The following is a 21,608-nucleotide window of genomic DNA, read 5'->3' on the forward strand; positions in this document are numbered from 1 at the left end:
GTGTATGCGTTTACACAAACCTGAAGAAAATGAGAATAGCCGAGCTTTTTTCGTAAAGCATTCTTTCCATAACCTGTTTGTCGCCAATTCTGGACACGCTTCACGCTTATTTAATACTCAGAGGGAGGTCAACGTCAGAAGGACACCTGTATATGCGTACCCCATATTGCGTCGCCGATTACCTGCTGGACCGTCTTACAGATTGTGGTGCCGATCATCTGTTTGGCGTGCCGGGCGACTATAACCTGCAGTTTCTCGACCATGTGATAGACAGCCCGGACATCTGCTGGGTGGGCTGTGCCAACGAGCTGAACGCGTCTTATGCCGCGGACGGCTATGCCCGCTGCAAGGGCTTTGCCGCGCTCCTGACGACATTCGGCGTTGGGGAATTAAGCGCCATGAACGGGGTGGCGGGCAGTTTTGCTGAACACGTTCCGGTGCTCCATATTGTGGGGGCACCGGGCATGGCGTCCCAGCAGCGCGGTGAATTACTTCACCATACGCTGGGCGATGGTGAGTTCCGCCACTTCTACCACATGAGCGAGCCGATTACGGTTGCGCAGGCGGTGCTGACGGAACAAAACGCCTGCTATGAAATTGACCGGGTGCTCACCACCATGCTGAGGGAGCGTCGTCCGGGCTACCTGATGCTGCCTGCCGATGTTGCAAAAAAAGCCGCCACTCCGCCTGTAAGCGCTCTCACGATGGACCCCGCTCCGGCCGATGCTGCCTGCCTGCAGGCATTCCGTGAAGCTGCCGAAAAACGCCTGTCCGTGAGTAAACGCACGGCGCTGCTGGCGGATTTCCTGGTGCTCCGCCATGGGCTGCGGGCTGCCCTTCAGAAATGGGTCAGCGAGGTGCCGATGGCGCACGCGACCATGCTTATGGGCAAGGGAATTTTTGACGAACGACAGAGCGGTTTCTACGGCACCTATAGCGGATCGGCCAGTGCCGATTCGGTCAAGATGGCGATTGAGAGGGCCGATACGGTGCTGTGCATTGGTACGCGCTTTACCGATACGCTCACTGCCGGGTTTACCCACCAGCTGACTTCCGCCCAGACGATAGAGGTTCAGCCCCATGCTGCTCGCGTGGGTGACGTCTGGTTTACGGGGATCCCGATGCGCCAGGCCATTGAAACGCTCACTGCGCTGTGCAAAGCGCACGTTAGCGATATGCGAGCGCCATCGGATCCCAGCGGCTATTCCTTCCCGACCGTCGAAGGCTCGCTCACCCAGGAGAGCTTCTGGCGCACGCTGCAGACGTTTATTCGCCCCGGCGACATCATTCTGGCCGATCAAGGCACGTCCGCTTTTGGCGCTATCGATCTGCGGCTACCGGCAGACGTGAACTTTATCGTCCAGCCGCTCTGGGGATCGATCGGCTACACGCTGGCAGCGGCCTTTGGCGCGCAAACGGCGTGCCCGGACCGACGTGTAATCGTCCTGACGGGGGACGGCGCCGCGCAGCTGACCATTCAGGAGCTGGGGTCCATGTTACGCGACAAGCAGCGCCCGATTATTCTGGTACTGAACAACGAAGGCTACACGGTTGAAAGGGCCATCCACGGGCCAGAGCAGCGGTATAACGATATCGCCCTCTGGAACTGGACGCAGATCCCGCAGGCGCTGAGCCTGGCGCCCGAGGCCGAGTGCTGGCGCGTCAGCGAAGCGGAGGAGCTGGCGGAGGTGCTGGATAAAGTGGCGCACCATGAGCGGCTTTCGCTGATAGAAGTAATGCTGCCGAAAGCCGATATCCCACCGCTGCTGAGCGCGCTTACGAAAGCGCTGGAGGCGCGTAATAACGCCTGATTACCTGTCGTTTCGCCATCCCATCATTATCGGTTTGCCCGCCAGCAGGAGCCAGGCGGGCAACATCACGATGCAGAGCAGCGGCAGAAGCGTGGTATCCGGAACGACCACGGCCGCCATAAACAGGCTCAGCCAGGCATCGCGCGTCACCACCAGTACCAGCCCCAGAATGGAGCAGGAGACGGTAATCGCCGCAGGAACAGCGTCAACATGCTCATGCAGCATAAGCCCCAGCGCGACGCCAACAAACACCGCCGGGAAGATACGCCCCCCGCGGAAGCCGCACGCCGCGGCCACCACCAGCGCCGCCAGCTTCACCAGCGCAAACAGCAGATAATCTGAAACGCTGAAGACCTGGCTGAACGCCAGCTGCTGCATCTCGTCCAGGCCCTTGAACAGGGTTACCGTCCCGCCGATCGCGCCTAACGCGCCCAGAACAAAGCCACCCGTGCCCAGAATCAGCACCGGATGCTTCAGCCTGTGCATCAGACGATGCAGGCGCGGAAGGCACCACACCGCGACCATCCCCAGCGCGATCGCTATCGCAACGACGACGGCACCGCTGAGAATATCGGCTATTTGCATCTGGCCGTAGTGGGGGATAGGGAGGGAAAAGTGGGGATTGAAAAACAGGCTGGTGGTAAGTGCCCCCGCCGCCGCCGCCATCAGCGGCGCAAAAAGTTTATCCCACAGCGGCACGTCCTGGTTACTGCTGAGGGTTTGAGAAAAGATGAGCGCAGCCGCGACGGGGGTGCCGAACAGCGCTCCGATGGTCCCGGCGGAGGCGAGGATCGTCCAGTCCAGCGCGCCGACGCGCGGGAAGAGACGCGCTCCCAGAAAAACCGCCAGCGCGATGTTAACCGCCATAATGGGATGCTCGGGGCCGAGGCTGACGCCACCCGCAAGGCCGAGAATCAGCGCGATAATGAGCCCCGGCAGCGCAGAGGGAGCGATCGGCTCGCCAATCAACGGCTCCAGTGCCGGATCGGGACCGGCATGACCCGGGCTGTAGCGGATAACCAGACCCACGGCTATCCCGGTCAGGGTCAGCATCATCACGATCCATCCCGGCGAGTCAATGCTGATGCCGAGTTTTACCGGAAGCGCTGTCCATAATATCGTTTGCAGCACCGACGCCACTTTCATGACGACAATGAGCACCAGGCTCGACGCTACGCCAATAATCAGCGCCGGGATAGCCAATAACAGCATGGTTCTGGCTCGCGGATGGAGCATGATGATTTCCTTGTACAAAACGGCTTAACGTTACTTTGCACAATCAGCATTGTGGCAATAGTGCAAAAGGTGCTGAAACGGTAAAGTTATTATGTGACGAAGATCGATAATCCATGGGCAGTCACCTTCTGGTCGTTGTTGTTATCACGCCTTGAATTTACAGTGTCCCAAAGATTTATTCTGACTTTAGCGGAGCAGTAGAAGAATGACAAAGTATGCTTTGGTAGGTGATGTGGGCGGCACCAACGCGCGCCTTGCCCTGTGTGATGTGAATAGCGGTGAAATTTCCCAGGCGAAAACCTATTCAGGGCTGGATTTCCCAAGCCTGGAAGCGGTGGTTCGCGTCTATCTGGAAGAGCATCACGTTAACGTGGAAGACGGCTGTATCGCCATTGCCTGCCCAATCACCGGCGACTGGGTGGCGATGACCAACCACACGTGGGCATTCTCCATTGCCGAAATGCAGAAAAACCTCGGTTTCTCTCACCTTGAAATTATTAACGACTTCACCGCGGTCTCCATGGCTATTCCGATGCTTAAGCCCGAGCATCTGATCCAGTTCGGCGGCACCACACCGGTGGAAGGCAAGCCGATTGCCGTTTATGGCGCTGGCACGGGCCTCGGGGTAGCGCACCTGGTCCACGTCGACAAGCGCTGGGTGAGCCTGCCGGGCGAGGGCGGTCACGTGGATTTTGCGCCGAACAGCGAAGAAGAGGGGATCATTCTTGAGGAGCTGCGCGCGGAGATTGGCCACGTGTCGGCCGAGCGCGTGCTGTCCGGGCCGGGGCTGGTGAACCTGTATCGCGCAATTGTGAAATCAGACGGCCGTCTGCCGGAAAATCTGCGGCCGAAAGATGTAACCGAACGCGCGCTGGCCGACAGCTGTATCGACTGCCGACGTGCGCTGTCGCTGTTCTGCGTAATCATGGGACGCTTCGGCGGCAACCTGGCGCTGAATCTCGGCACCTTTGGCGGCGTCTATATTGCGGGTGGGATTGTGCCGCGCTTCCTCGACTTCTTTACCGCCTCCGGTTTCCGCGGCGGCTTTGAAGACAAAGGACGCTTTAAAAGCTACGTGCAGGACATCCCCGTTTACCTGATTGTCCACGACAACCCCGGCCTGCTTGGGGCCGGTGCGCATCTGCGTCAGGTGCTCGGTCAGATCCTCTGACAACCGTCTCCCTCTCCTGCGGGAGAGGGAACATTCTACAGGTGCATGAGCTGGCGGAACGCTTTTACCCTGCTGCGGCTTACCGGCACCTGAAAATCCAGATCCTTAAGCCGCAAAATGTAGGTGTTATTAAACCAGGGTTCGATTTCGCGGATCTTGTTCAGGTTCACGCAGAACGAACGGTGGCAGCGGAAGAAGTGGGCGGCCGGCAGTTTGTTGCAGAATTCGGTAATGTTCATTGCCATCACGTAGGATTCATGCCGCGTATAAACAAACGTCATTTTTTCATGCGCTTCGGCATAGTAAATATCGTCGATCGGCGTGACGATAATCCGCTCGTCCTTCACCAGATTAATGGTGTCGTTTTCCCGCGCTGCCGGGCTGTTGCCTGCGGGCTGCGCCTGCTGCTGCCATGCCGCCTCCAGCTTATGCAGCATGCTGATAATCCGCGACTCCTGGTACGGCTTGAGAATGTAGTCAAACGCCTCCAGCTCGAAGGCCTCCACCGCATGCTCTTTCCAGGCAGTGACAAACACGATAAACGGCTTGTGGGCGAACTGGTTGATATTTTGCGCCAGCAGGACGCCGTCCAGCGAGGGAATATTGATATCGAGAAAAATGGCGTCGACCCGGTTATGCTGCAGAAATTTCAGCACGTCCAGACCGTCGTCAAAACAGCCGACAATCTCCATCTGGCTGTGGGTTTTAATCAGCCAGCTCAGCTCCTGTTGAGCCAGAAATTCATCTTCTACGATGATTACTTTCATGCGTTACTCCGGCTTACGGCAACAAGGATATGGGGGCATGAACGGGGGTTCGTTCATTTGGAACATAAAAGGCGATTTCGGTGCCCGGCTCAAGGCGGTGAATGTGCAGCCCGTCGCCGAACAGTAGCTTGACCCGGTGATGCACGTTCAGCAGCCCAATTTTATTGCCCGGCATTTCGTTAGATTCAACGCGTTCAATCACTTTTGGATCAATGCCGTGTCCGGTATCGCGGACGGCAATACGCACGCGGTTGCCGCTTTCCGTCACGCTAATCGTTACCACGCCCTTGCCTTTACACGGCTGAATGCCGTGAACAATGGCGTTTTCCACCAGCGGCTGGATCAGCAGGCTTGGGATCACGCAGTTGACCTCTTCATCAATATCGTAAATGACGGTGAGCTTATCGCCAAAGCGCGCCTGCTCAATGGCGATGTAATCCTTGATTTGGTATAGCTCTTTTTTGATGTCGATCTGCTCGTCGTCTTTCAGCTCAATGTTGTAGCGCAGATAGCGTGACAGATTGAAAATCAGCTGGCGTGCGGTGTCCGGATTAAGACGGATGGAGGAGGAGATAGCATTCAGGGCGTTGAACAGGAAATGGGGATTGATTTTACTTTGCAGCGCACGCAGCTCTGCCTTATTTGCCATCTCGCGCAGCTGCTCGGCGCGGGAAACCTCAAGCTGGGTAGAGATGATCTGCGACAGGCCAATCGCCATCTCCTGAAGCGAGGAGGTAATTTGGTGCGCATGGCAGTAGTAAATTTTCAGCGTCCCCGTCACCACGCCCTTTTCCCACAGGGGGATCACCAGCATCGAGTGGATCTCTGGCGTTCGGTGGGCTTCATCATTGTTTTTAATGATGATTTTACCGTAGTTAATCGCCTGTCTGGTGGTGGGGCTGATGGTGTCGTCATTGTCGCGATAGTTGTGTTCACCCACGCCCACGTAAGCCAGCACGTGATTGATATTGGTGATGGCAACCGCATCGGCGTGAATATCCCGACGGATGATCTCGCACACCTGGCGCAACGATTCGGCGTTAACGTGACGGAAAAGCGGCAGCGTTTTGTTGGCAATATCCAGCGCCAGCTTGGCCTGACGTGCGGCGCTGGCCTCCTTTTCCCCTTCCACGCTCTGCACCAGCAGCACGATAAAACCGATACAGACGCTGCCGAGGATCATCGGAATGCCGATCTTAGAGACGATGTCCAGCCCCAGCGCAACGGTTGGTGCCCAGGCGACAACCAGAATCATGGTCAGCGTTTCGCAGATCATCCCGGCGATAATCCCCGCCCGCCAGTGCTGTTTTTTCGGGAATTTGCGGTTAATCCAGCCGGAGAGCACCCCGGCGATAATGCTGGTGATAAAACAGGGGATTGCCGTTACGCCGCCAATATCAATCAGGTAACGATGGGTACCGGCGATAATGCCCGTAATAATCCCGACCCAGGGGCCAAAGAGGATCCCGCCTGACATCACGGCGATGATGCGCACGTTGACCAGCGAGCCTTCTACCGGCACGCCGGACCAGGTACTGAACAGGGCAAGCAGCGAAAAGATGAACGTGACGGCCAGGAGCTCTTTTGGTGAGTGGGCAGATTTATGCAAAAGCTCGCGGAACAGGCGAATGCGTATAAGGAAAAACAGACAGATCAGCATTAACGCCGCGCGGTCAAACACCGCCAGAAGCATATTGAAGATTTCGTGCACGGTCAGGCCTGGGAATACGGGAAAAAGCTATGATAAAAAACCTCGCGTCCGATCGCCAGTTATCCGTCAGATTTATCAAATGGGGAAAAACCATAATTCTCAAAGGGGATTGTTCGCTTTTGACTGAAAGACGCTGCGTTTCCGTTTGTCGGAAAATGCCAGGTAAAGATACTGATAACAACCTGTTAAATCGTAGCGGTAAAAACTGGCCGCTCGCGATAATGGTTCCGCTTTTCACTGCGATGTGATTCCCGTTTTAGTGCAAAATGTTTTTTTGTCGATTGCCCCTCGACAGCATCTTTTTCTTCAGGTTATTTTCTAGGCATGCCACGCTGGTGGCAGCGTCGCTCGGACGGTCCGGGCGCTAACGTGACTCTGAGGAACCTATGGCTGAATTCAGTCCTGAACGCCGTTTTACGCGTATCGATCGTCTCCCCCCTTATGTTTTTAACATCACTGCTGAACTGAAAATGGCTGCGCGTCGGCGCGGCGAAGACATTATTGATTTCAGCATGGGTAATCCTGACGGCCCTACGCCTCCCCACATTGTGGAAAAACTCTGCACGGTCGCCCAGCGGCCTGATACGCACGGCTACTCGACGTCGCGGGGTATTCCCCGGTTGCGCCGGGCGATCTCACGCTGGTATCAGGATCGCTATCAGGTCGATATCGATCCCGAAAGTGAAGCGATCGTGACCATCGGCTCGAAAGAGGGGCTGGCGCACCTGATGCTGGCGACCCTCGATCATGGCGATACCGTACTGGTGCCAAACCCGAGCTACCCGATTCATATTTACGGTGCGGTGATTGCCGGCGCGCAGGTTCGTTCGGTACCGCTGGTGGAAGGCGTCGACTTCTTTAACGAGCTGGAACGTGCCATTCGCGAAAGCTACCCGAAGCCGAAGATGATGATCCTCGGCTTCCCGTCAAACCCAACGGCACAGTGTGTCGAACTGGAATTCTTTGAGAAAGTGGTGGCCCTGGCGAAGCGTTACGACGTGCTGGTGGTACACGATCTGGCCTACGCCGATATCGTCTATGACGGCTGGACAGCCCCGTCAATTATGCAGGTGCCCGGCGCCCGTGACGTGGCGGTAGAGTTCTTTACGCTGTCGAAAAGTTACAACATGGCGGGCTGGCGTATTGGTTTTATGGTCGGGAACAAGACGCTGGTGAGCGCCCTGGCGCGGATTAAAAGTTACCACGACTATGGCACCTTTACGCCGCTGCAGGTTGCGGCCATCGCTGCGCTGGAGGGCGATCAGCAGTGCGTGCACGACATCGCCGCCCAGTACAAGCGCCGCCGTGACGTGCTGGTCAAAGGGCTTCATGAGGCCGGCTGGATGGTGGAAATGCCAAAAGCGTCGATGTACGTCTGGGCGAAAATTCCCGAGCCGTATGCGGCGATGGGCTCGCTGGAATTTGCTAAAAAATTGCTTCAGGACGCGAAGGTGTGCGTCTCGCCGGGCATCGGCTTTGGTGACTACGGTGACACGCACGTTCGGTTTGCGCTTATCGAAAACAGCGACCGTATTCGTCAGGCCGTGCGGGGAATAAAAAGCATGTTCCGTGCCGACGGCCTGCTTGCGACGAAGAGCGTGGCGGAACAACCCGAATCGTAACCGACAAAAAAAACAGGCGCCGCTGGCGCCTGTTTTTTTGACTGCATTTTCTTAACTAGATCATCAGAGCAAACGTTCCGGCCCAAACTAAAACAATAACCGAAATGCCCATAAAGAAATATTTCACGTTTCATCGCTCCGCGTATCTACCGGTACGCATTAAAAAAACAGAGTCCAACTGAGTATAGAAAGTTGAAATCGCGCGCAGGGGTAAATAAGAATTATCCCGTTACGCCGCTAACTTCAGCTCAGAATTCTGTGCTTTCCTGTCGCCAGACGGCGCTAATGTACGCCTAAATTTCAGGGGTGACAAGAGTCATTTTTTTAAATAATTTCCTATACTTACAGGTGTCGTGGAACGGCGACAGTTTGATTTCATCACGCAATAAAAGTGTATTGAGCGACGGCTCGAATAAGCCGTCACGCAATGTGATTACAGGTGATTGAAAAGGTTAGTTTCTTAGCGAAACTAACCTTCAGAAAGGCTTAGACGTAGAGGGAGGCTTCGCCCAGAGGGCGGGTTTTAAAGCGGCGGTGCATCCACAGATACTGCTCAGGCGCGCGCATAATCTCGAACTCAATCACCTTGTTGATAAAGGAGGCAGCTTCGCCTTCGTTTTCAGGATAGTCGGCCATTTCAGGAGAGATGTGCAGGCGGTAGCCTGATTTATCCGCTTTCCTGACCATGGTCACCGTTAACATCGCGGCGCCTGAAAGACGTGAAATCACAAAGGTACCGTTCGTCGTGGCGACATTTTTCACCGCAAAGAAGGGGGCAAAGCTGCTGCCTTTAGGACCGTAGTCCTGGTCCGGTGCAAACCAGACGGCTTCGCCTTTCTTCAGGGCACCGACCATGCCGCGCAGGTTGTTTCGGCTGATCATGGCTTTATTCGAACGCATGCGACCGCGCGTTTGTACCCACTCCATCAGCGCGCTGTTATGCGGACGATAGGTAGCCATCATCGGCTGGCAAAGGCCCATAACGCGGCCACCCAGCTCAAGGGACATAAAATGCACGCCGACAACCATCACGCCGCGGTTTTGCAGCTGGGCGCGCTTCAGGTTATCCAGACCTTCAACGTCAAACCATTTACGCACGCGCTCGTCTGACCAGAACCAGGCCATGCCGGTTTCGAGCAGCGCCATACCGATAGATTTAAAGTTTTCAGCAATCAGCTTTTCACGCTGCTGCGCGTTGTAATGCGGAAAGCAGAGTTCGAGATTTTTACGGGCGATGGATTCGCGGCGCTTCAGGAAATGGCGCGATGCGCTACCCAGCTTCGAACCCAGGAAACGAATCACGGGGTAAGGAAGTTGCACCAGCAGCCAAAGCACGCCAAGACCGAACCATGTAAACCAGTAGCGCGGGTGCAGAAACGCCCGCTGAAATTTGGATTGAGACAAAATAGTGGAACCTTTGTAAAGCCTGTGAAGGTAGCGCAGACTTCGCGATACCACGTGCCATTAAGACCGTAGGACGAGGTCATGGTTGCAGGCTTTACCGTTCTTTACGACGTTGCCTGGCCATTGCTGACTTGGGTGGGCGGCATAATGTAGCACCGTTATACGATATGAGCTATCACTCCTTTTTGTTTAAAAAAGCGACAATTGCGGAGTGGGTTGATTTTGCTATTGTTAAATCTGCATTCCCGCGTGTCTCCTGAAGGAGCTGACCATGGAAACCTACCTGCAAACGGTAAAACAAGAGTGGGTAAAGCTGATTAATGAAACCGATCCCGAAGTGCACCGGCTTGCGGCCGAGCTTGCCGGGGATAATGCCACGGCGCTGATCGATGAATTCTATCGTATTGTTCTGGCCGATCCCTCCGTCGCTGAATTTCTGACTACCGAGCAGGTGGAAAGGCAGCTTCAGGAGGCGCTGCGTCGCTGGCTTACCGACGTACTTTCCTGCGAGGCCGGCCAGGTTGAAGAACAGATCCGGGCCCAGCAGCGCGCCGCGGACGTTCATGCCCGTATCGGCATTTCGGTTGATTTGGTCGAAATGGGGTTTCGCGTCCTGAAAAAGCTGCTGTTGCCCATCATCACCACCAGCCCTCATTCGTCTGAGGTAAAGCTCCATATTTATCATTACGCGATAAACAGCATCGACCTGGCTATGGAAGTGATGTCGCGGGCGTACGTGTTTAGCGAAAACAATGCGGCGAAAGAGGACGAAAACTACCGAATCTTTTCCTTAATGGAGAATGCCGAAGAGGAGAAGGAGAGGCAGACCGCGGCGCTGCTGACATGGGAAATGGTGCTTCTGTATAAAATCACGCTTAATTCCAGCATCGGCAACAGCCTGCCGCTGGGCCAGTCTGAGTTTGGGCTGTGGTTTAGCCATAAGGGACGCCACTATTTCAGCGGGATCGCTGAGGCCGGTCATATTTCGCGTCTGATTCAGGAGTTTGACGAAACCTTCGAGCGCATCCGTCAATCCGAGCAGGGCCTGAACGATAACGTGCACCGGGATAAATTCCTGCACCAAATGCGAAACTCGCTCTCCCAAATCATTACGCTGCTGCGGGAGCTGTTTGACGAGGTCTCACGTCACGAGGTCGGCGTGGATGTCCTGACCCGGCTGCTGAACCGCCGTTTCCTGCCAACCATATTCAAACGCGAAATTCTGCACGCCAGCCGGGCCGGAACCAGGCTTTCTACGCTGCTTATTGACGTTGATAAATTTAAGCAAATTAACGATACCTGGGGGCACAACACGGGAGATGAGATCCTGCGCAAGGTCGCCGGCGCGTTTTATGACAACGTGCGGACCTGCGATTACGTTTTTCGCTACGGCGGAGATGAGTTTCTGATTGTGCTAACGGAAATCTCAGAGGCAGACACGCTGCGAATTGCCGAGCGGATTCGCAAACGGGTGGAAAAAATCAAGGTTAACTCTCCGGCCGGCGATATTATCCCGCTCTCTCTTTCGATAGGGGCGGCGATGTTTAACGGACATCCTGACTACGAGCGGTTGATTCAGGCAGCGGATGAAGCGCTGTACGGCGCGAAACGTCGTGGCCGCAATTGCGTGGAGCTGTGGAAGGAGGCATAAGGGAAATCGGAAGTGTCCCCTGCAGGAATCGAACCTGCAACTAGCCCTTAGGAGGGGCTCGTTATATCCATTTAACTAAGGGGACGAAGCGGCAAGAGTATAGCGTTATTTACACTTTTCGTTAAGCGCCTTGCCGCCTGACTGGTCAAAGAGTCACCGTTTAGCCCGATTTTTTAGCGGATTGCGCCTTTTTTTCCTGTGCTTTTAGCTCTGCCTTACGCTTGTTGGACATATCGTTACGGATTTGCGCATGGCTCAGCAGCGCGAAGATAAAGGTTCCGCCACAAATGTTGCCCGCAAGGGTGGGGATCGCAAACGGCCAGAAGAAATCGCTCCAGTGCAGGGTGCCGTTAAAGACCAGATAAAGGATCTCAACGGTTCCGACCACAATGTGCGTGGTATCGGCGAGGGCGATTAGCCAGGTCATCAGGATAATCACCACAATCTTCGCGCTGCCCGCTGACGGGAACATCCAGACCATGGTGGCGATGATCCAGCCGGAAATGATGGCGTTAGAGAACATTTCCACCGGCGTGTTTTTCATCACGTCCATACCGATCTTCACGAAGGCGTCGCGGGTAGGTTCATCAAATATTGGCATATATTCGAAGGCCCAGGCGGCTACGCCTGTACCGATGAGGTTACCCAGCAGCACGACGCTCCACAGGCGCATCAGCAGGCCAAAATTCCCGAGGGTAGGATTTTGCATCACTGGCAACACGGCGGTGACGGTGTTCTCGGTGAAAAGCTGCTGCCGCGCCATAATGACGATAATAAAGCCGAACGTGTAGCCTAAGTTTTCCAGCAGAAACCCGCCCGGTACGCCTTCCAGCTGCACGTGAAATATCCCTTTGGCAAGCAGCGATGCGCCCATCGACAGGCCAGCGGCTATGGCCGACCACAGCAGGGCCATCGCGTCGCGCTCCATCTCTTTTTCGCCGTCCTGGCGAATATGCTCATGAATGGCCATGGCGCGCGACGGCAGGCGGTCCTCATCGACCTCTATCTCTTCTCCCCGGTCTTTCTCCTCGCTCTCAATCTCAGGTTCTTCATTATTCTCGCCAATTTTTTCTTCGTTAATGTCTTTCATAACAGCTCCTTCGGGGTTATCGCTCATTTAAGCGTAGCGGCTTTTAGCGCGCTGCCCGTGGGGAAGCTCTTAAATTGCTGAAAATGGCAATAAAGGTGAGACATCCCTTTCAAAGCCAATATAAAATTGCCGGCGAAACGAATTCTGAAAGCCAGGCTATGCTGAAATTAGCGTGATGACGAGAGCGGGTCGTCATTGTCCTCGTAGACATCGGTAAGCGTGCTGTTACAATCACTTGCACGTTTCGGCGGAGCGTAAGATGCTCCGTCTCGGATGGCATTCAACGATAGCCATACTGAACAGGGAGAAATTTATGAAACTTCGGCTGTCGGCGCTTGCGCTGGGCGTCACAATGCTCGTGGGCTGCGCCAGCTCTGGCGAGCAGACGGGACGCTCCGATCCTCTCGAAGGATTTAACCGTTCAATGTACAGCTTTAACTACAATGTGCTGGATCCGTACCTGGTTCGACCGGTTGCCGTGGCGTGGCGTGACTACGTTCCGCAGCCAGCGCGTAACGGCCTGAGCAACTTCACCAGCAACCTGGAAGAGCCTGCGGTGATGGTGAACTACTTCCTCCAGGGCGACCCGTATCAGGGAATGGTGCATTTCACCCGATTCTTCCTGAACTCCCTGCTGGGGATGGGCGGCTTAATTGATGTCGCCGGCATGGCGAACCCGAAACTGCAGCGCGAGCAGCCGCACCGTTTCGGCAGTACGCTGGGGCATTATGGCGTGGGTTATGGTCCGTATGTGCATCTGCCATTCTACGGCAGCTTCACCGTGCGTGACGATGGCGGCGACATGGTGGATACGCTGTATCCGGTGCTGTCATGGCTCACCTGGCCGCTGTCGATTGGTAAATGGACGGTGGAAGGCATTGAAACACGAGCGCAGTTGCTGGACTCTGATGGTCTGCTGCGTCAGTCGTCAGATCCGTACATTATGGTGCGTGAGGCCTACTTCCAGAACCACGACTTTATTGCCAACGGCGGCAAGCTGAAGCCGGAAGATAATCCGAACGCGAAAGCCATCGAGAATGAATTAAAAGATATCGATTCGGAATAAATAAAAAAGGTGAGCGATGCTCACCTTTTTTGACGCCTGCGCGATTAGAACGCGTAGTTGAAGTTGGTACCGAACAGCCACGCTTTACCTTCAGAGGTAAACTCGTAAGGGCCTTCCTGGAACGTCACTTTCTGACCGTGCATATAAGAGACGCCAGCGTCGATGGAGGCATTCTCGTTAAACGCATAGGTTGCACCCGCACTCAGCCAGAAGCGGTCCTGATCAGGAATGGAGATGGAGCGTTTATCTGCCGGAACCGGGCTGTCATCAAACGCGATACCGGTACGGAACGTCCAGTTGTCATCCATATAGTAGGTTGTACCCAGCGCCAGACGGTATGCGTCGTGGAAGCTTTCGTCCTTATAGAACAGCGTCTGACCGTTGGTGCCGGTGGCTTTCAGCTCCTGGAACTGACTCCAGCTGGTGTAAGCCAGGCTATAGTGGATCGCCCACTGTGGCGCGACGCGGTTATAGCCGGAGACTTCCCACATTTCTGGCAGATGCAGCGACAGTGAACCCGGTACGGTCTGGTTAGATGTACCCCATGGAATGGTGGTGCCCGCACCCGGAACCAGGCCGTTAACAGGGCTCAGGATGCCGCTTTTGTAATCGCCATCGAAATCAATTTTCACTTCTGAGCGATAGGTCAGACCCCAGCGGTTGTTCTTGTCCAGCTCGTACAGGATCCCGGCGTTCCAGCCGTAACCCCATTCATCGCCTTTCAGGCTGGCAATTTTATTGCTGTTTTTCGGCAGCGCGGCGGTTTGCTCGCCGGTGTAACGCTCAATTTTCGCATCAGCATAAACGGCATTGAAGCCCAGACCGAAGCTCCAGCTTTCGTTCAGACGATAAGCGCCGCTCAGGTTGAGGTTCAGGGTGGTCAGATCGGTTTTACCGCCGTATTCCCCGGCCGGATAGTCGTTATTGAATTCCGTCGCCAGGCCATAGTTAGAGGTAACGGAAGCCCCCCAACCAAACTGCTCGTTAATAGGGGCAACGAAGTGCAGGTTAGGCACCCACGCCGTCGGCGCAATGTTATCCGCCTTCAGGTCTGCACCGGTGAAGCGAGATTTGCCGGAAATGTTGACATCAGGATCGATGTAAACCGCACCAGCAGAGAAGGTAGGGCGATCGAACATCATGATCAGCGCCGGGTTACGGCTCGCGTTGCCTGCGTCATCGGCAATCGCACCTTCCCCGGAATACGCACGGCCAAGGCCAGAGGAAGAAAATTCGTTTAACTGGAAGCCCGCTGACCAGGCGGACGTTGAGACGATTGCCACTGCAACTGCTAAAGCAGTTTGTTTGAACAGGGTTTTCTGGCTCATGACCATAACCTCATTGAGTTATTTTTATTCAATAATTGTTACATACCGTAACAGGAGCGCGAAGTGTAGGGTCTGAGGTATGACTTACAAATCAGACCAGTGGCGAGAGTATAGGTCTGACCAGCTGGGATGTTGCAAGTTTGTTTATTAATATTTTCAGATATGTTTCTTGAAACGAGATCTGGTTGGCAAAATTGTGACCAGTGCGAATCATCTGAAAAGGTGAATTTTGTTTTAGATCATTTTTTAGTGTGATATTGCTCACTTATCCGATTTTGCGCCATTAACGGCTGGAGGGGGCGCGCGAGGGGGCGTAAAATAGTCGCATCGTGTTTATCTCGCGCGCTGCGCGAATACAGAGGAAATTGAGCTATGAGTAAATGCAGTGCTGATGAAACCCCGGTTTGCTGCTGTATGGATGTTGGCACCATCATGGACAACACCGATTGCACCGCCTCTTACAGCCGCGTATTCACTAACCGCGCTGAAGCAGAAGAGACGCTGGCTGCGCTGAGCAAGCGCGCGCGCGACGTGGAGTCCGATCCGTGCGAAATCAAATCCACCTTCACGGAAGTGGACGGCGGCGTGAAGCTGGATATCGACTTTGTCTTCGCCTGTGAAGCAGAAACGCTGATTTTCCAGTTAGGGCTGCGTTAATCTCCGCGGCCTGATGCCCTCACCCCCAGCCCTCTCCCACGGGAGAGGGTGCAAACACTAAAAACGGTAACCTATGGGTTACCGTTTTGCTTTTACCTCGGTGCATTTTCTTTTTCTTCTCTGTGCCTTAGCTCGCAATTTTTCGCTTCCCCGATTGGCTCAATGTAAAAAAATAGTTAAGACTATTATCAGGTCAGACCACTTTGTGCGTGCGCAAAATTTTTTTACAGGGGAGTGTTATGAGTCAGGCATTACCGCTTATCACCCGACACGGTGACCGCATTGCCATCGTCAGCGGGCTGCGTACGCCGTTTGCGCGTCAGGCAACCGCATTCCACGGAATACCGGCTGTCGATCTGGGAAAAATGGTGGTGGGGGAGATGCTGGCTCGCAGCGACATTCCGCCTGAAATCATAGAGCAACTGGTTTTTGGTCAGGTCGTGCAGATGCCGGAGGCGCCAAATATCGCGCGTGAAATCGTTCTGGGAACGGGCATGAACGTGCACACCGACGCCTACAGCGTCAGCCGTGCCTGTGCCACCAGTTTCCAGGCGGTGGCGAACGTGGCGGAAAGCCTGATGGCGGGCACCATTCGCGCCGGGATCGCCGGAGGCGCAGACTCCTCATCCGTGCTGCCCATCGGCGTCAGCAAAAAGCTGGCCCGCATTCTCGTTGATGCCAATAAAGCCCGCACCACCGGGCAGAAGCTGAAGCTTTTCTCGCGTTTGCGCCTGCGCGATCTGCTGCCTGTTCCACCCGCCGTCGCCGAATACTCCACCGGCCTGCGCATGGGCGACACCGCCGAGCAGATGGCGAAAACCTACGGCATCACGCGTGAGCAGCAGGATGCGCTGGCGCACCGTTCCCATCAGCTTGCCGCAAAGGCCTGGTCGGAAGGCAAACTGACCGGCGAAGTGATGACCGCCTATGTCCCGCCCTATCGTGAGCCGCTTTCGGAAGATAACAATATTCGCGGCACCTCGACGCTGGCGGACTATGCGAAGCTGCGCCCGGCCTTTGACCGTAAACACGGAACGGTAACCGCGGCTAACAGTACGCCGCTGACGGACGGTGCTGCCGCCGTGATCCTGATGACGGAGTCCCGGGCCAAAGAGCTGGGCATAACGCCGCTGGGCTATTTGCGCAGCTACGCCTTCACCGCTATCGATGTCTGGCAGGACATGCTGTTAGGGCCCGCCTGGTCCACGCCGCTGGCGCTGGAGCGCGCGGGGCTGACGCTCTCCGATCTCACGTTAATTGATATGCACGAAGCCTTTGCCGCACAAACGCTGGCAAACGTTCAGCTTATGGCGAGCGAGCGCTTTGCCCGCGACGTGCTGGGCCGCGCGCATGCCACAGGCGAAGTGGATCAGAGCAAATTCAACGTGCTGGGTGGCTCCATCGCTTACGGCCATCCGTTTGCGGCGACGGGGGCGAGAATGATAACCCAGACGTTACATGAGCTACGCCGCCGGGGCGGCGGCTTTGGTCTTGTCACCGCCTGTGCGGCGGGCGGTCTGGGCGCAGCAATGGTTCTGGAGGCTGAATAATGGAAACGACATCTGCATTTAACCTGACCGTTCGCCTCGATAACGTGGCCGTTATCACCATTGACGTGCCCGACGAAAAGATGAATACCCTGAAGGCCGAGTTTGGCGTTCAGGTGCGCGACATGCTCAGACAAATTCGTGAAAACAAGGCGATTCGCGGGCTGGTGTTTATTTCGGCAAAGCCGGATAACTTCATTGCCGGGGCCGATATCAACATGATTGCCCGCGCCAGAAGCGCGCAGGAAGCAGAGGATCTGGCGCGCCAGGGCCAGCAGGTGATGGCGGAAATCCATGCGCTGTCGATACCCGTTGTTGCCGCAATTCACGGCGCCTGCCTCGGCGGCGGGCTTGAACTGGCGCTGGCCTGCCACAGCCGCATCTGTACCGACGATGCGAAAACCGTGCTGGGCCTGCCGGAGGTGCAGCTTGGACTGCTGCCCGGTTCCGGTGGAACGCAGCGCCTGCCGCGTCTGGTGGGCGTCAGCACGGCGCTGGAGATGATCTTAACCGGAAAACAGCTGCGCGCCCGTCAGGCGTTAAAGGCGGGGCTGGTTGACGAGGTCGTTCCGCACGCCATCCTGCTCGATGCCGCCGTTGAGCGGGCGCTTAAAGGCCGCCAGGCAAAACGTCCGCTGCCGGTGCGCGAGCGCGTCCTTGCCGGGCCGCTGGGGCGCACGCTGTTGTTTAATATGGTGGGTAAAAAAACCGGGCAAAAAACTAAAGGTAATTACCCGGCCACGAAGCGCATTCTGGACGTGATTGAAACCGGGCTGTCGCAGGGCAGCAGCAGCGGCTATGCCGCCGAAGCGAAAGCTTTTGGCGAGCTGGCGATGACGCCGCAGTCGCAGGCGCTGCGAAGCATTTTCTTCGCCAGTACTGACGTGAAAAAAGATCCGGGCAGCGACGCTGAGCCTGCTCCGCTGCGCGCCGTTGGCGTACTGGGCGGTGGGCTGATGGGCGGCGGCATCGCGTTTGTCACCGCCAGCAAAGGCAAATTGCCCGTACGTATCAAAGACATCAACCCTAAGGGCATCAACCACGCGCTGCAGTACAGCTGGCAGAACCTCGATCGAAAGGTTAAACGCCGCCATATTAAAGCCAGCGAGCGCGATAAAACGCTCGCGACGATCTCCGGCACCACGGACTACAGCGGGTTTACGCATCGCGACGTTGTGATTGAAGCCGTTTTCGAAGATCTGGCTCTTAAGCAGCAGATGGTGGCGGAGGTTGAGGAGCACTGCGCGCCGCACACCATTTTCGCTTCAAATACCTCCTCCCTGCCGATTGGCGATATCGCAGCGAAAGCCGCGCGTCCGGAGCAGGTGATAGGGCTGCACTATTTTAGTCCGGTCGAAAAAATGCCGCTGGTAGAGGTTATCCCTCACGCCACAACCCGTCCGCAAACTATTGCCACGGTGGTGAAGCTGGCGAAAAAACAGGGGAAAACCCCCATCGTGGTAGCGGACAAAGCCGGTTTCTACGTCAACCGCATACTGGCGCCGTACATCAACGAAGCGATGCGGCTCCTGACGGAAGGCGAGAAGATTGAGCACGTTGACGAGGCCTTAGTAAAGTTTGGCTTCCCCGTAGGCCCTGTCCAGCTTTTGGATGAGGTAGGCATTGATACCGGCACTAAAATTATCCCCGTGCTGGAAGCCGCTTACGGCGATCGTTTTTCGCCGCCTGCAAACGTTGTTTCTGCAATTTTGAAGGACGATCGCAAAGGCAGAAAAAATGAACGCGGTTTCTATCTTTACGGCGCGAAAGGGCGTAAAAGCAAGAAACAGGTCGACCCTTCGGTTTATGGGCTTATACCTGCCGCGGGGCAGGGAAAATTGTCGGCGGATCAGTGTGCTGAACGCTGCGTGATGATGATGCTCAATGAAGCGGCACGCTGCTTTGGTGAGAAGGTTATTAAAGGCGCGCGCGATGGCGACATCGGTGCCGTCTTTGGCATTGGTTTCCCGCCGTTTCTTGGCGGCCCGTTCCGGTATATGGATACCCTCGGAGCGGGTGAAGTGGTTGCGATCCTGCAACGTCTGGCCTCGCAGTATGGTCCGCGGTTTACACCTTGTGACGAATTATTGCAGATGGCGGAACGGGGCCAGACCTTCTGGCCCGCAAGGGAAACTGATTTCGTAAACTGAAGTCAAAGAAGGGTAAATCCTCCGGTGAGGGGGCCTGTTCTGGCGAAATTGTAAACAGAGATTGACTATACTTACGCCATTGAGGTAAAAAACAGCGTTTCATTCACCGAATGGATCAGGCACAATGCCCGGCCATCGGGTTTTCTACCTCAGAGCATTTATCGCGGGTAGTTAACGCCGGTGATTCTGGTTAACAAAAGCGGTGCAATATGCAAGTTTTTATCATGCGTCACGGCGACGCGGCACTCGATGCCGCCAGTGACTCAGTACGTCCTTTAACCGTCTGTGGCTGCGACGAATCCCGTCAGATGGCGACATGGCTTAAAGGTCAAAAAGTGGACATTGAACGCGTTCTGGTGAGTCCGTACCTGCGGGCAGAACAGACGCTGGATGTGGTGGGGGAGTGTATGAACCTGCCATCCAGCGTGGATGTTCTCCCTGAACTCACGCCGTGTGGCGATGTTGGCCTTGTCAGCGCTTACCTTCAGGCGTTATGCAACGAAGGCGTCGCTTCCGCACTGGTCATTTCCCACCTGCCGCTGGTCGGCTATCTGGTATCTGAGCTGTGCCCGGGCGAAACGCCACCGATGTTCACGACGTCCGCCATTGCCAACGTCACCCTCGACGACATGGGCAAAGGGGTCTTCAACTGGCAAATGAGTCCGTGCAACCTGAAGATGGCAAAAGCAATCTGACGTGACGTGCGATATGGCGGGGTGCAGCGTGCCTCCCGCCATGCTGTCAGGGTAATTCTGGCGGCTGCCACTCCTCAACTTCAATCAATACCAGCAATGCGGCATCTCCGCCGTACTCTTTTGGTGCCTGATGAAAAGCCATCACGTGCGGATGCTGAGCCAGCCACAGCGGCGTCTGTTGTTTGAGGATATGCTTACCGTGACCGTGCATTACGCAGGCGCAAAAAACATGTTCGCGACGACACGCTGCTATCAACGCCCCAAGCTCCTGTTTCGCCTGCATCTGGGTCAAACCATGCAAATCGAGAAACAGCTCCGGCGAATAATCTCCCCGACGTAATTTTTTCAGCTCAAAATGGCTGACGTCTTCGCGCACGTATTTCACCGCACCCTGGGTATTCAGCAGCGGCTGAAATTCATCTGAAAAATAGTGGCTGTTATCGGCCTGCTCCTGGAGCAGCCGTTTGACCGGTACTTCGCTGATTTTTTTACGCTGCGGGCGATGAACAATGGTGTCCTGCCTGATCTGGCGCGTGCCGGTCATAAGCTGTCGGAAGAGAGCCTGATCCTCCTCGCTGAGCGATGTTTTCTTTTTCATTCGTCATTCTCATCTCGTATTTCCGATAGTGTACCCGACTAAATGCATTTTTTAACCTCAAGCGGCACGCGTCATTGCTGATTTATCGCCGTCTTCATGGCAAACTAGCCGCCGAAAATTATGCGAGCATGCCCTGGAGGAAAGAGTGGATAAAATTTTTGTCGATGAAGCAGTAAACGAGCTGCATACCATACAGGACATGTTGCGCTGGTCGGTTAGCCGCTTCAGCGCCGCCAATATCTGGTACGGTCACGGTACGGATAACCCGTGGGATGAGGCCGTTCAGCTGGTGCTGCCGTCGCTCTACCTGCCGCTGGATATTCCGGAAGACATGCGCCCCGCGCGCCTGACCTCCAGCGAAAAACACCGCATCGTAGAGCGCGTGATCCGCCGCGTGAACGAGCGCATTCCGGTGGCTTATCTGACCAACAAAGCCTGGTTCTGCGGCCACGAGTTCTACGTGGACGAGCGAGTGCTGGTGCCGCGCTCGCCGATTGGCGAGCTGATTAACAACCACTTTGACGGCCTGATCGATCGTCAGCCGCAGCACATTCTCGATATGTGCACCGGCAGCGGCTGCATCGCGATTGCCTGCGCGTACGCCTTCCCTGAAGCGGAAGTGGATGCCGTGGATATCTCCACCGACGCGCTGGCCGTCACCGAACACAATATTGAAGAGCACGGGCTGATCCACCACGTTACGCCAATCCGCTCTGACCTGTTCCGCGACCTGCCAACGCTGCAATACGATCTGATCGTTACCAATCCGCCGTACGTGGATGCGGAAGACATGTCCGATCTGCCGAACGAGTATCGCCACGAGCCGGAGCTGGGCCTGGCGTCAGGCACTGATGGCCTGAAGCTGACCCGCCGCATTCTGGCCTGCGCGCCGGATTACCTGACCGACCACGGCGTTCTGATTTGTGAAGTAGGCAACAGCATGGTACATCTGATAGAGCAGTACCCGGATGTGCCGTTCACCTGGCTTGAGTTCGACAACAGCGGTGACGGCGTCTTTATGCTGACCAAAGCGCAGCTCCTCGACGCTCGCGAATACTTCAGCATTTACAAAGACTAATCCAGCGGGCTTCGGCCCGTTTCACA

The 21,608-nt window shown here is 55.6% G+C and carries 18 protein-coding genes and 1 tRNA gene; 10 read left to right on the forward strand and 9 right to left on the reverse strand.

The window, feature by feature from the left end:
- Positions 1-152 precede the first annotated feature (152 nt).
- Positions 153-1,811, forward strand: a complete 1,659-nt coding sequence (ipdC, locus tag HWQ14_RS11765; RefSeq protein ID WP_176609814.1) for an indolepyruvate decarboxylase — start codon at positions 153-155, stop codon at positions 1,809-1,811.
- Here the strand turns inward: ipdC and HWQ14_RS11770 are convergent, their stop codons facing one another.
- Positions 1,812-3,047 carry an ion channel protein gene (locus HWQ14_RS11770; protein WP_176609815.1) on the reverse strand — a complete coding sequence of 412 codons (1,236 nt, stop codon included), beginning with the start codon at positions 3,045-3,047 and terminating at the stop codon, positions 1,812-1,814.
- A gap of 205 nt (positions 3,048-3,252) precedes the next feature.
- Here HWQ14_RS11770 and glk point away from each other — a divergent pair, with 205 nt between their 5' ends.
- Entirely contained in the window at positions 3,253-4,218 is a 966-nt protein-coding gene (glk, locus tag HWQ14_RS11775) for a glucokinase (RefSeq protein WP_148419980.1), read from the forward strand.
- Between the two features lie 35 nt (positions 4,219-4,253).
- Here the strand turns inward: glk and HWQ14_RS11780 are convergent, their stop codons facing one another.
- Both HWQ14_RS11780 and HWQ14_RS11785 read right to left on the reverse strand, forming a co-directional pair.
- The gene (locus tag HWQ14_RS11780; RefSeq protein ID WP_176609816.1) at positions 4,254-4,985 is read right to left on the reverse strand and encodes a LytR/AlgR family response regulator transcription factor; all 732 of its coding nucleotides are present in this window, start codon (positions 4,983-4,985) and stop codon (positions 4,254-4,256) included.
- A 13-nt stretch (positions 4,986-4,998) separates the two neighbouring features.
- Positions 4,999-6,696: a sensor histidine kinase gene (locus HWQ14_RS11785; RefSeq protein WP_148419978.1), complete on the reverse strand. Its 1,698-nt coding sequence runs from the start codon at positions 6,694-6,696 to the stop codon at positions 4,999-5,001.
- A 386-nt stretch (positions 6,697-7,082) separates the two neighbouring features.
- On the opposite strand from HWQ14_RS11785, the gene alaC reads away from it, so the two are divergent.
- Positions 7,083-8,318 carry an alanine transaminase gene (gene alaC, locus HWQ14_RS11790; protein WP_176609817.1) on the forward strand — a complete coding sequence of 412 codons (1,236 nt, stop codon included), beginning with the start codon at positions 7,083-7,085 and terminating at the stop codon, positions 8,316-8,318.
- A gap of 55 nt (positions 8,319-8,373) precedes the next feature.
- On the opposite strand, the gene ypdK is transcribed toward alaC, so the two are convergent.
- Positions 8,374-8,445 (reverse strand): membrane protein YpdK, encoded by a 72-nt coding sequence (gene ypdK, locus HWQ14_RS11795; protein WP_099458937.1) that lies wholly within the window; start codon positions 8,443-8,445, stop codon positions 8,374-8,376.
- Positions 8,446-8,804: 359 nt separating this feature from the next.
- Positions 8,805-9,725: a kdo(2)-lipid IV(A) palmitoleoyltransferase gene (lpxP, locus tag HWQ14_RS11800; protein WP_176611187.1), complete on the reverse strand. Its 921-nt coding sequence runs from the start codon at positions 9,723-9,725 to the stop codon at positions 8,805-8,807.
- A 268-nt stretch (positions 9,726-9,993) separates the two neighbouring features.
- Between lpxP and HWQ14_RS11805 the strand changes: the two genes are divergently transcribed.
- Complete coding sequence (locus tag HWQ14_RS11805) at positions 9,994-11,373, forward strand: diguanylate cyclase (protein ID WP_176609818.1); 1,380 nt, start codon at positions 9,994-9,996, stop codon at positions 11,371-11,373.
- A 13-nt stretch (positions 11,374-11,386) separates the two neighbouring features.
- Here HWQ14_RS11805 and HWQ14_RS11810 read toward each other — a convergent pair.
- Positions 11,387-11,458 (reverse strand) — tRNA-Arg (locus HWQ14_RS11810).
- A 75-nt stretch (positions 11,459-11,533) separates the two neighbouring features.
- Positions 11,534-12,463, reverse strand: a complete 930-nt coding sequence (locus HWQ14_RS11815) for a formate/nitrite transporter family protein (protein ID WP_148419972.1) — start codon at positions 12,461-12,463, stop codon at positions 11,534-11,536.
- A gap of 313 nt (positions 12,464-12,776) precedes the next feature.
- On the opposite strand from HWQ14_RS11815, the gene mlaA reads away from it, so the two are divergent.
- Positions 12,777-13,529 carry a phospholipid-binding lipoprotein MlaA gene (gene mlaA, locus HWQ14_RS11820; RefSeq protein ID WP_003861365.1) on the forward strand — a complete coding sequence of 251 codons (753 nt, stop codon included), beginning with the start codon at positions 12,777-12,779 and terminating at the stop codon, positions 13,527-13,529.
- A 44-nt stretch (positions 13,530-13,573) separates the two neighbouring features.
- On the opposite strand, the gene fadL is transcribed toward mlaA, so the two are convergent.
- On the reverse strand, positions 13,574-14,857 hold the full coding sequence (fadL, locus tag HWQ14_RS11825; RefSeq protein ID WP_148419971.1) for a long-chain fatty acid transporter FadL: 1,284 nt from the start codon (positions 14,855-14,857) through the stop codon (positions 13,574-13,576).
- Between the two features lie 372 nt (positions 14,858-15,229).
- On the opposite strand from fadL, the gene HWQ14_RS11830 reads away from it, so the two are divergent.
- The 4 genes from HWQ14_RS11830 (at position 15,230) to sixA (ending at position 19,906) form a co-directional block, all read left to right on the forward strand.
- The gene (locus HWQ14_RS11830) at positions 15,230-15,514 is read left to right on the forward strand and encodes a YfcZ/YiiS family protein (RefSeq protein ID WP_028013973.1); all 285 of its coding nucleotides are present in this window, start codon (positions 15,230-15,232) and stop codon (positions 15,512-15,514) included.
- 239 nt (positions 15,515-15,753) lie between these two features.
- Positions 15,754-17,064, forward strand: a complete 1,311-nt coding sequence (gene fadI / locus HWQ14_RS11835; RefSeq protein WP_176609819.1) for an acetyl-CoA C-acyltransferase FadI — start codon at positions 15,754-15,756, stop codon at positions 17,062-17,064.
- Positions 17,064-19,211: a fatty acid oxidation complex subunit alpha FadJ gene (fadJ, locus tag HWQ14_RS11840; RefSeq protein WP_176609820.1), complete on the forward strand. Its 2,148-nt coding sequence runs from the start codon at positions 17,064-17,066 to the stop codon at positions 19,209-19,211. The genes fadI and fadJ overlap by 1 nt, the downstream gene beginning before the upstream one ends.
- A 209-nt stretch (positions 19,212-19,420) precedes the next feature.
- The gene (sixA, locus tag HWQ14_RS11845) at positions 19,421-19,906 is read left to right on the forward strand and encodes a phosphohistidine phosphatase SixA (protein ID WP_176609821.1); all 486 of its coding nucleotides are present in this window, start codon (positions 19,421-19,423) and stop codon (positions 19,904-19,906) included.
- Between the two features lie 46 nt (positions 19,907-19,952).
- On the opposite strand, the gene smrB is transcribed toward sixA, so the two are convergent.
- Positions 19,953-20,504 carry an endonuclease SmrB gene (gene smrB, locus HWQ14_RS11850; protein WP_148419966.1) on the reverse strand — a complete coding sequence of 184 codons (552 nt, stop codon included), beginning with the start codon at positions 20,502-20,504 and terminating at the stop codon, positions 19,953-19,955.
- 145 nt (positions 20,505-20,649) lie between these two features.
- Between smrB and prmB the strand changes: the two genes are divergently transcribed.
- Positions 20,650-21,582, forward strand: coding sequence for a 50S ribosomal protein L3 N(5)-glutamine methyltransferase (gene prmB / locus HWQ14_RS11855; RefSeq protein WP_176609822.1), 933 nt, complete (start codon positions 20,650-20,652; stop codon positions 21,580-21,582).
- The last annotated feature ends 26 nt before the right edge of the window (positions 21,583-21,608 follow it).

It is taken from the genome of Enterobacter cloacae (genome assembly GCF_013375935.1).
Lineage (GTDB): Bacteria > Pseudomonadota > Gammaproteobacteria > Enterobacterales > Enterobacteriaceae > Enterobacter > Enterobacter pasteurii.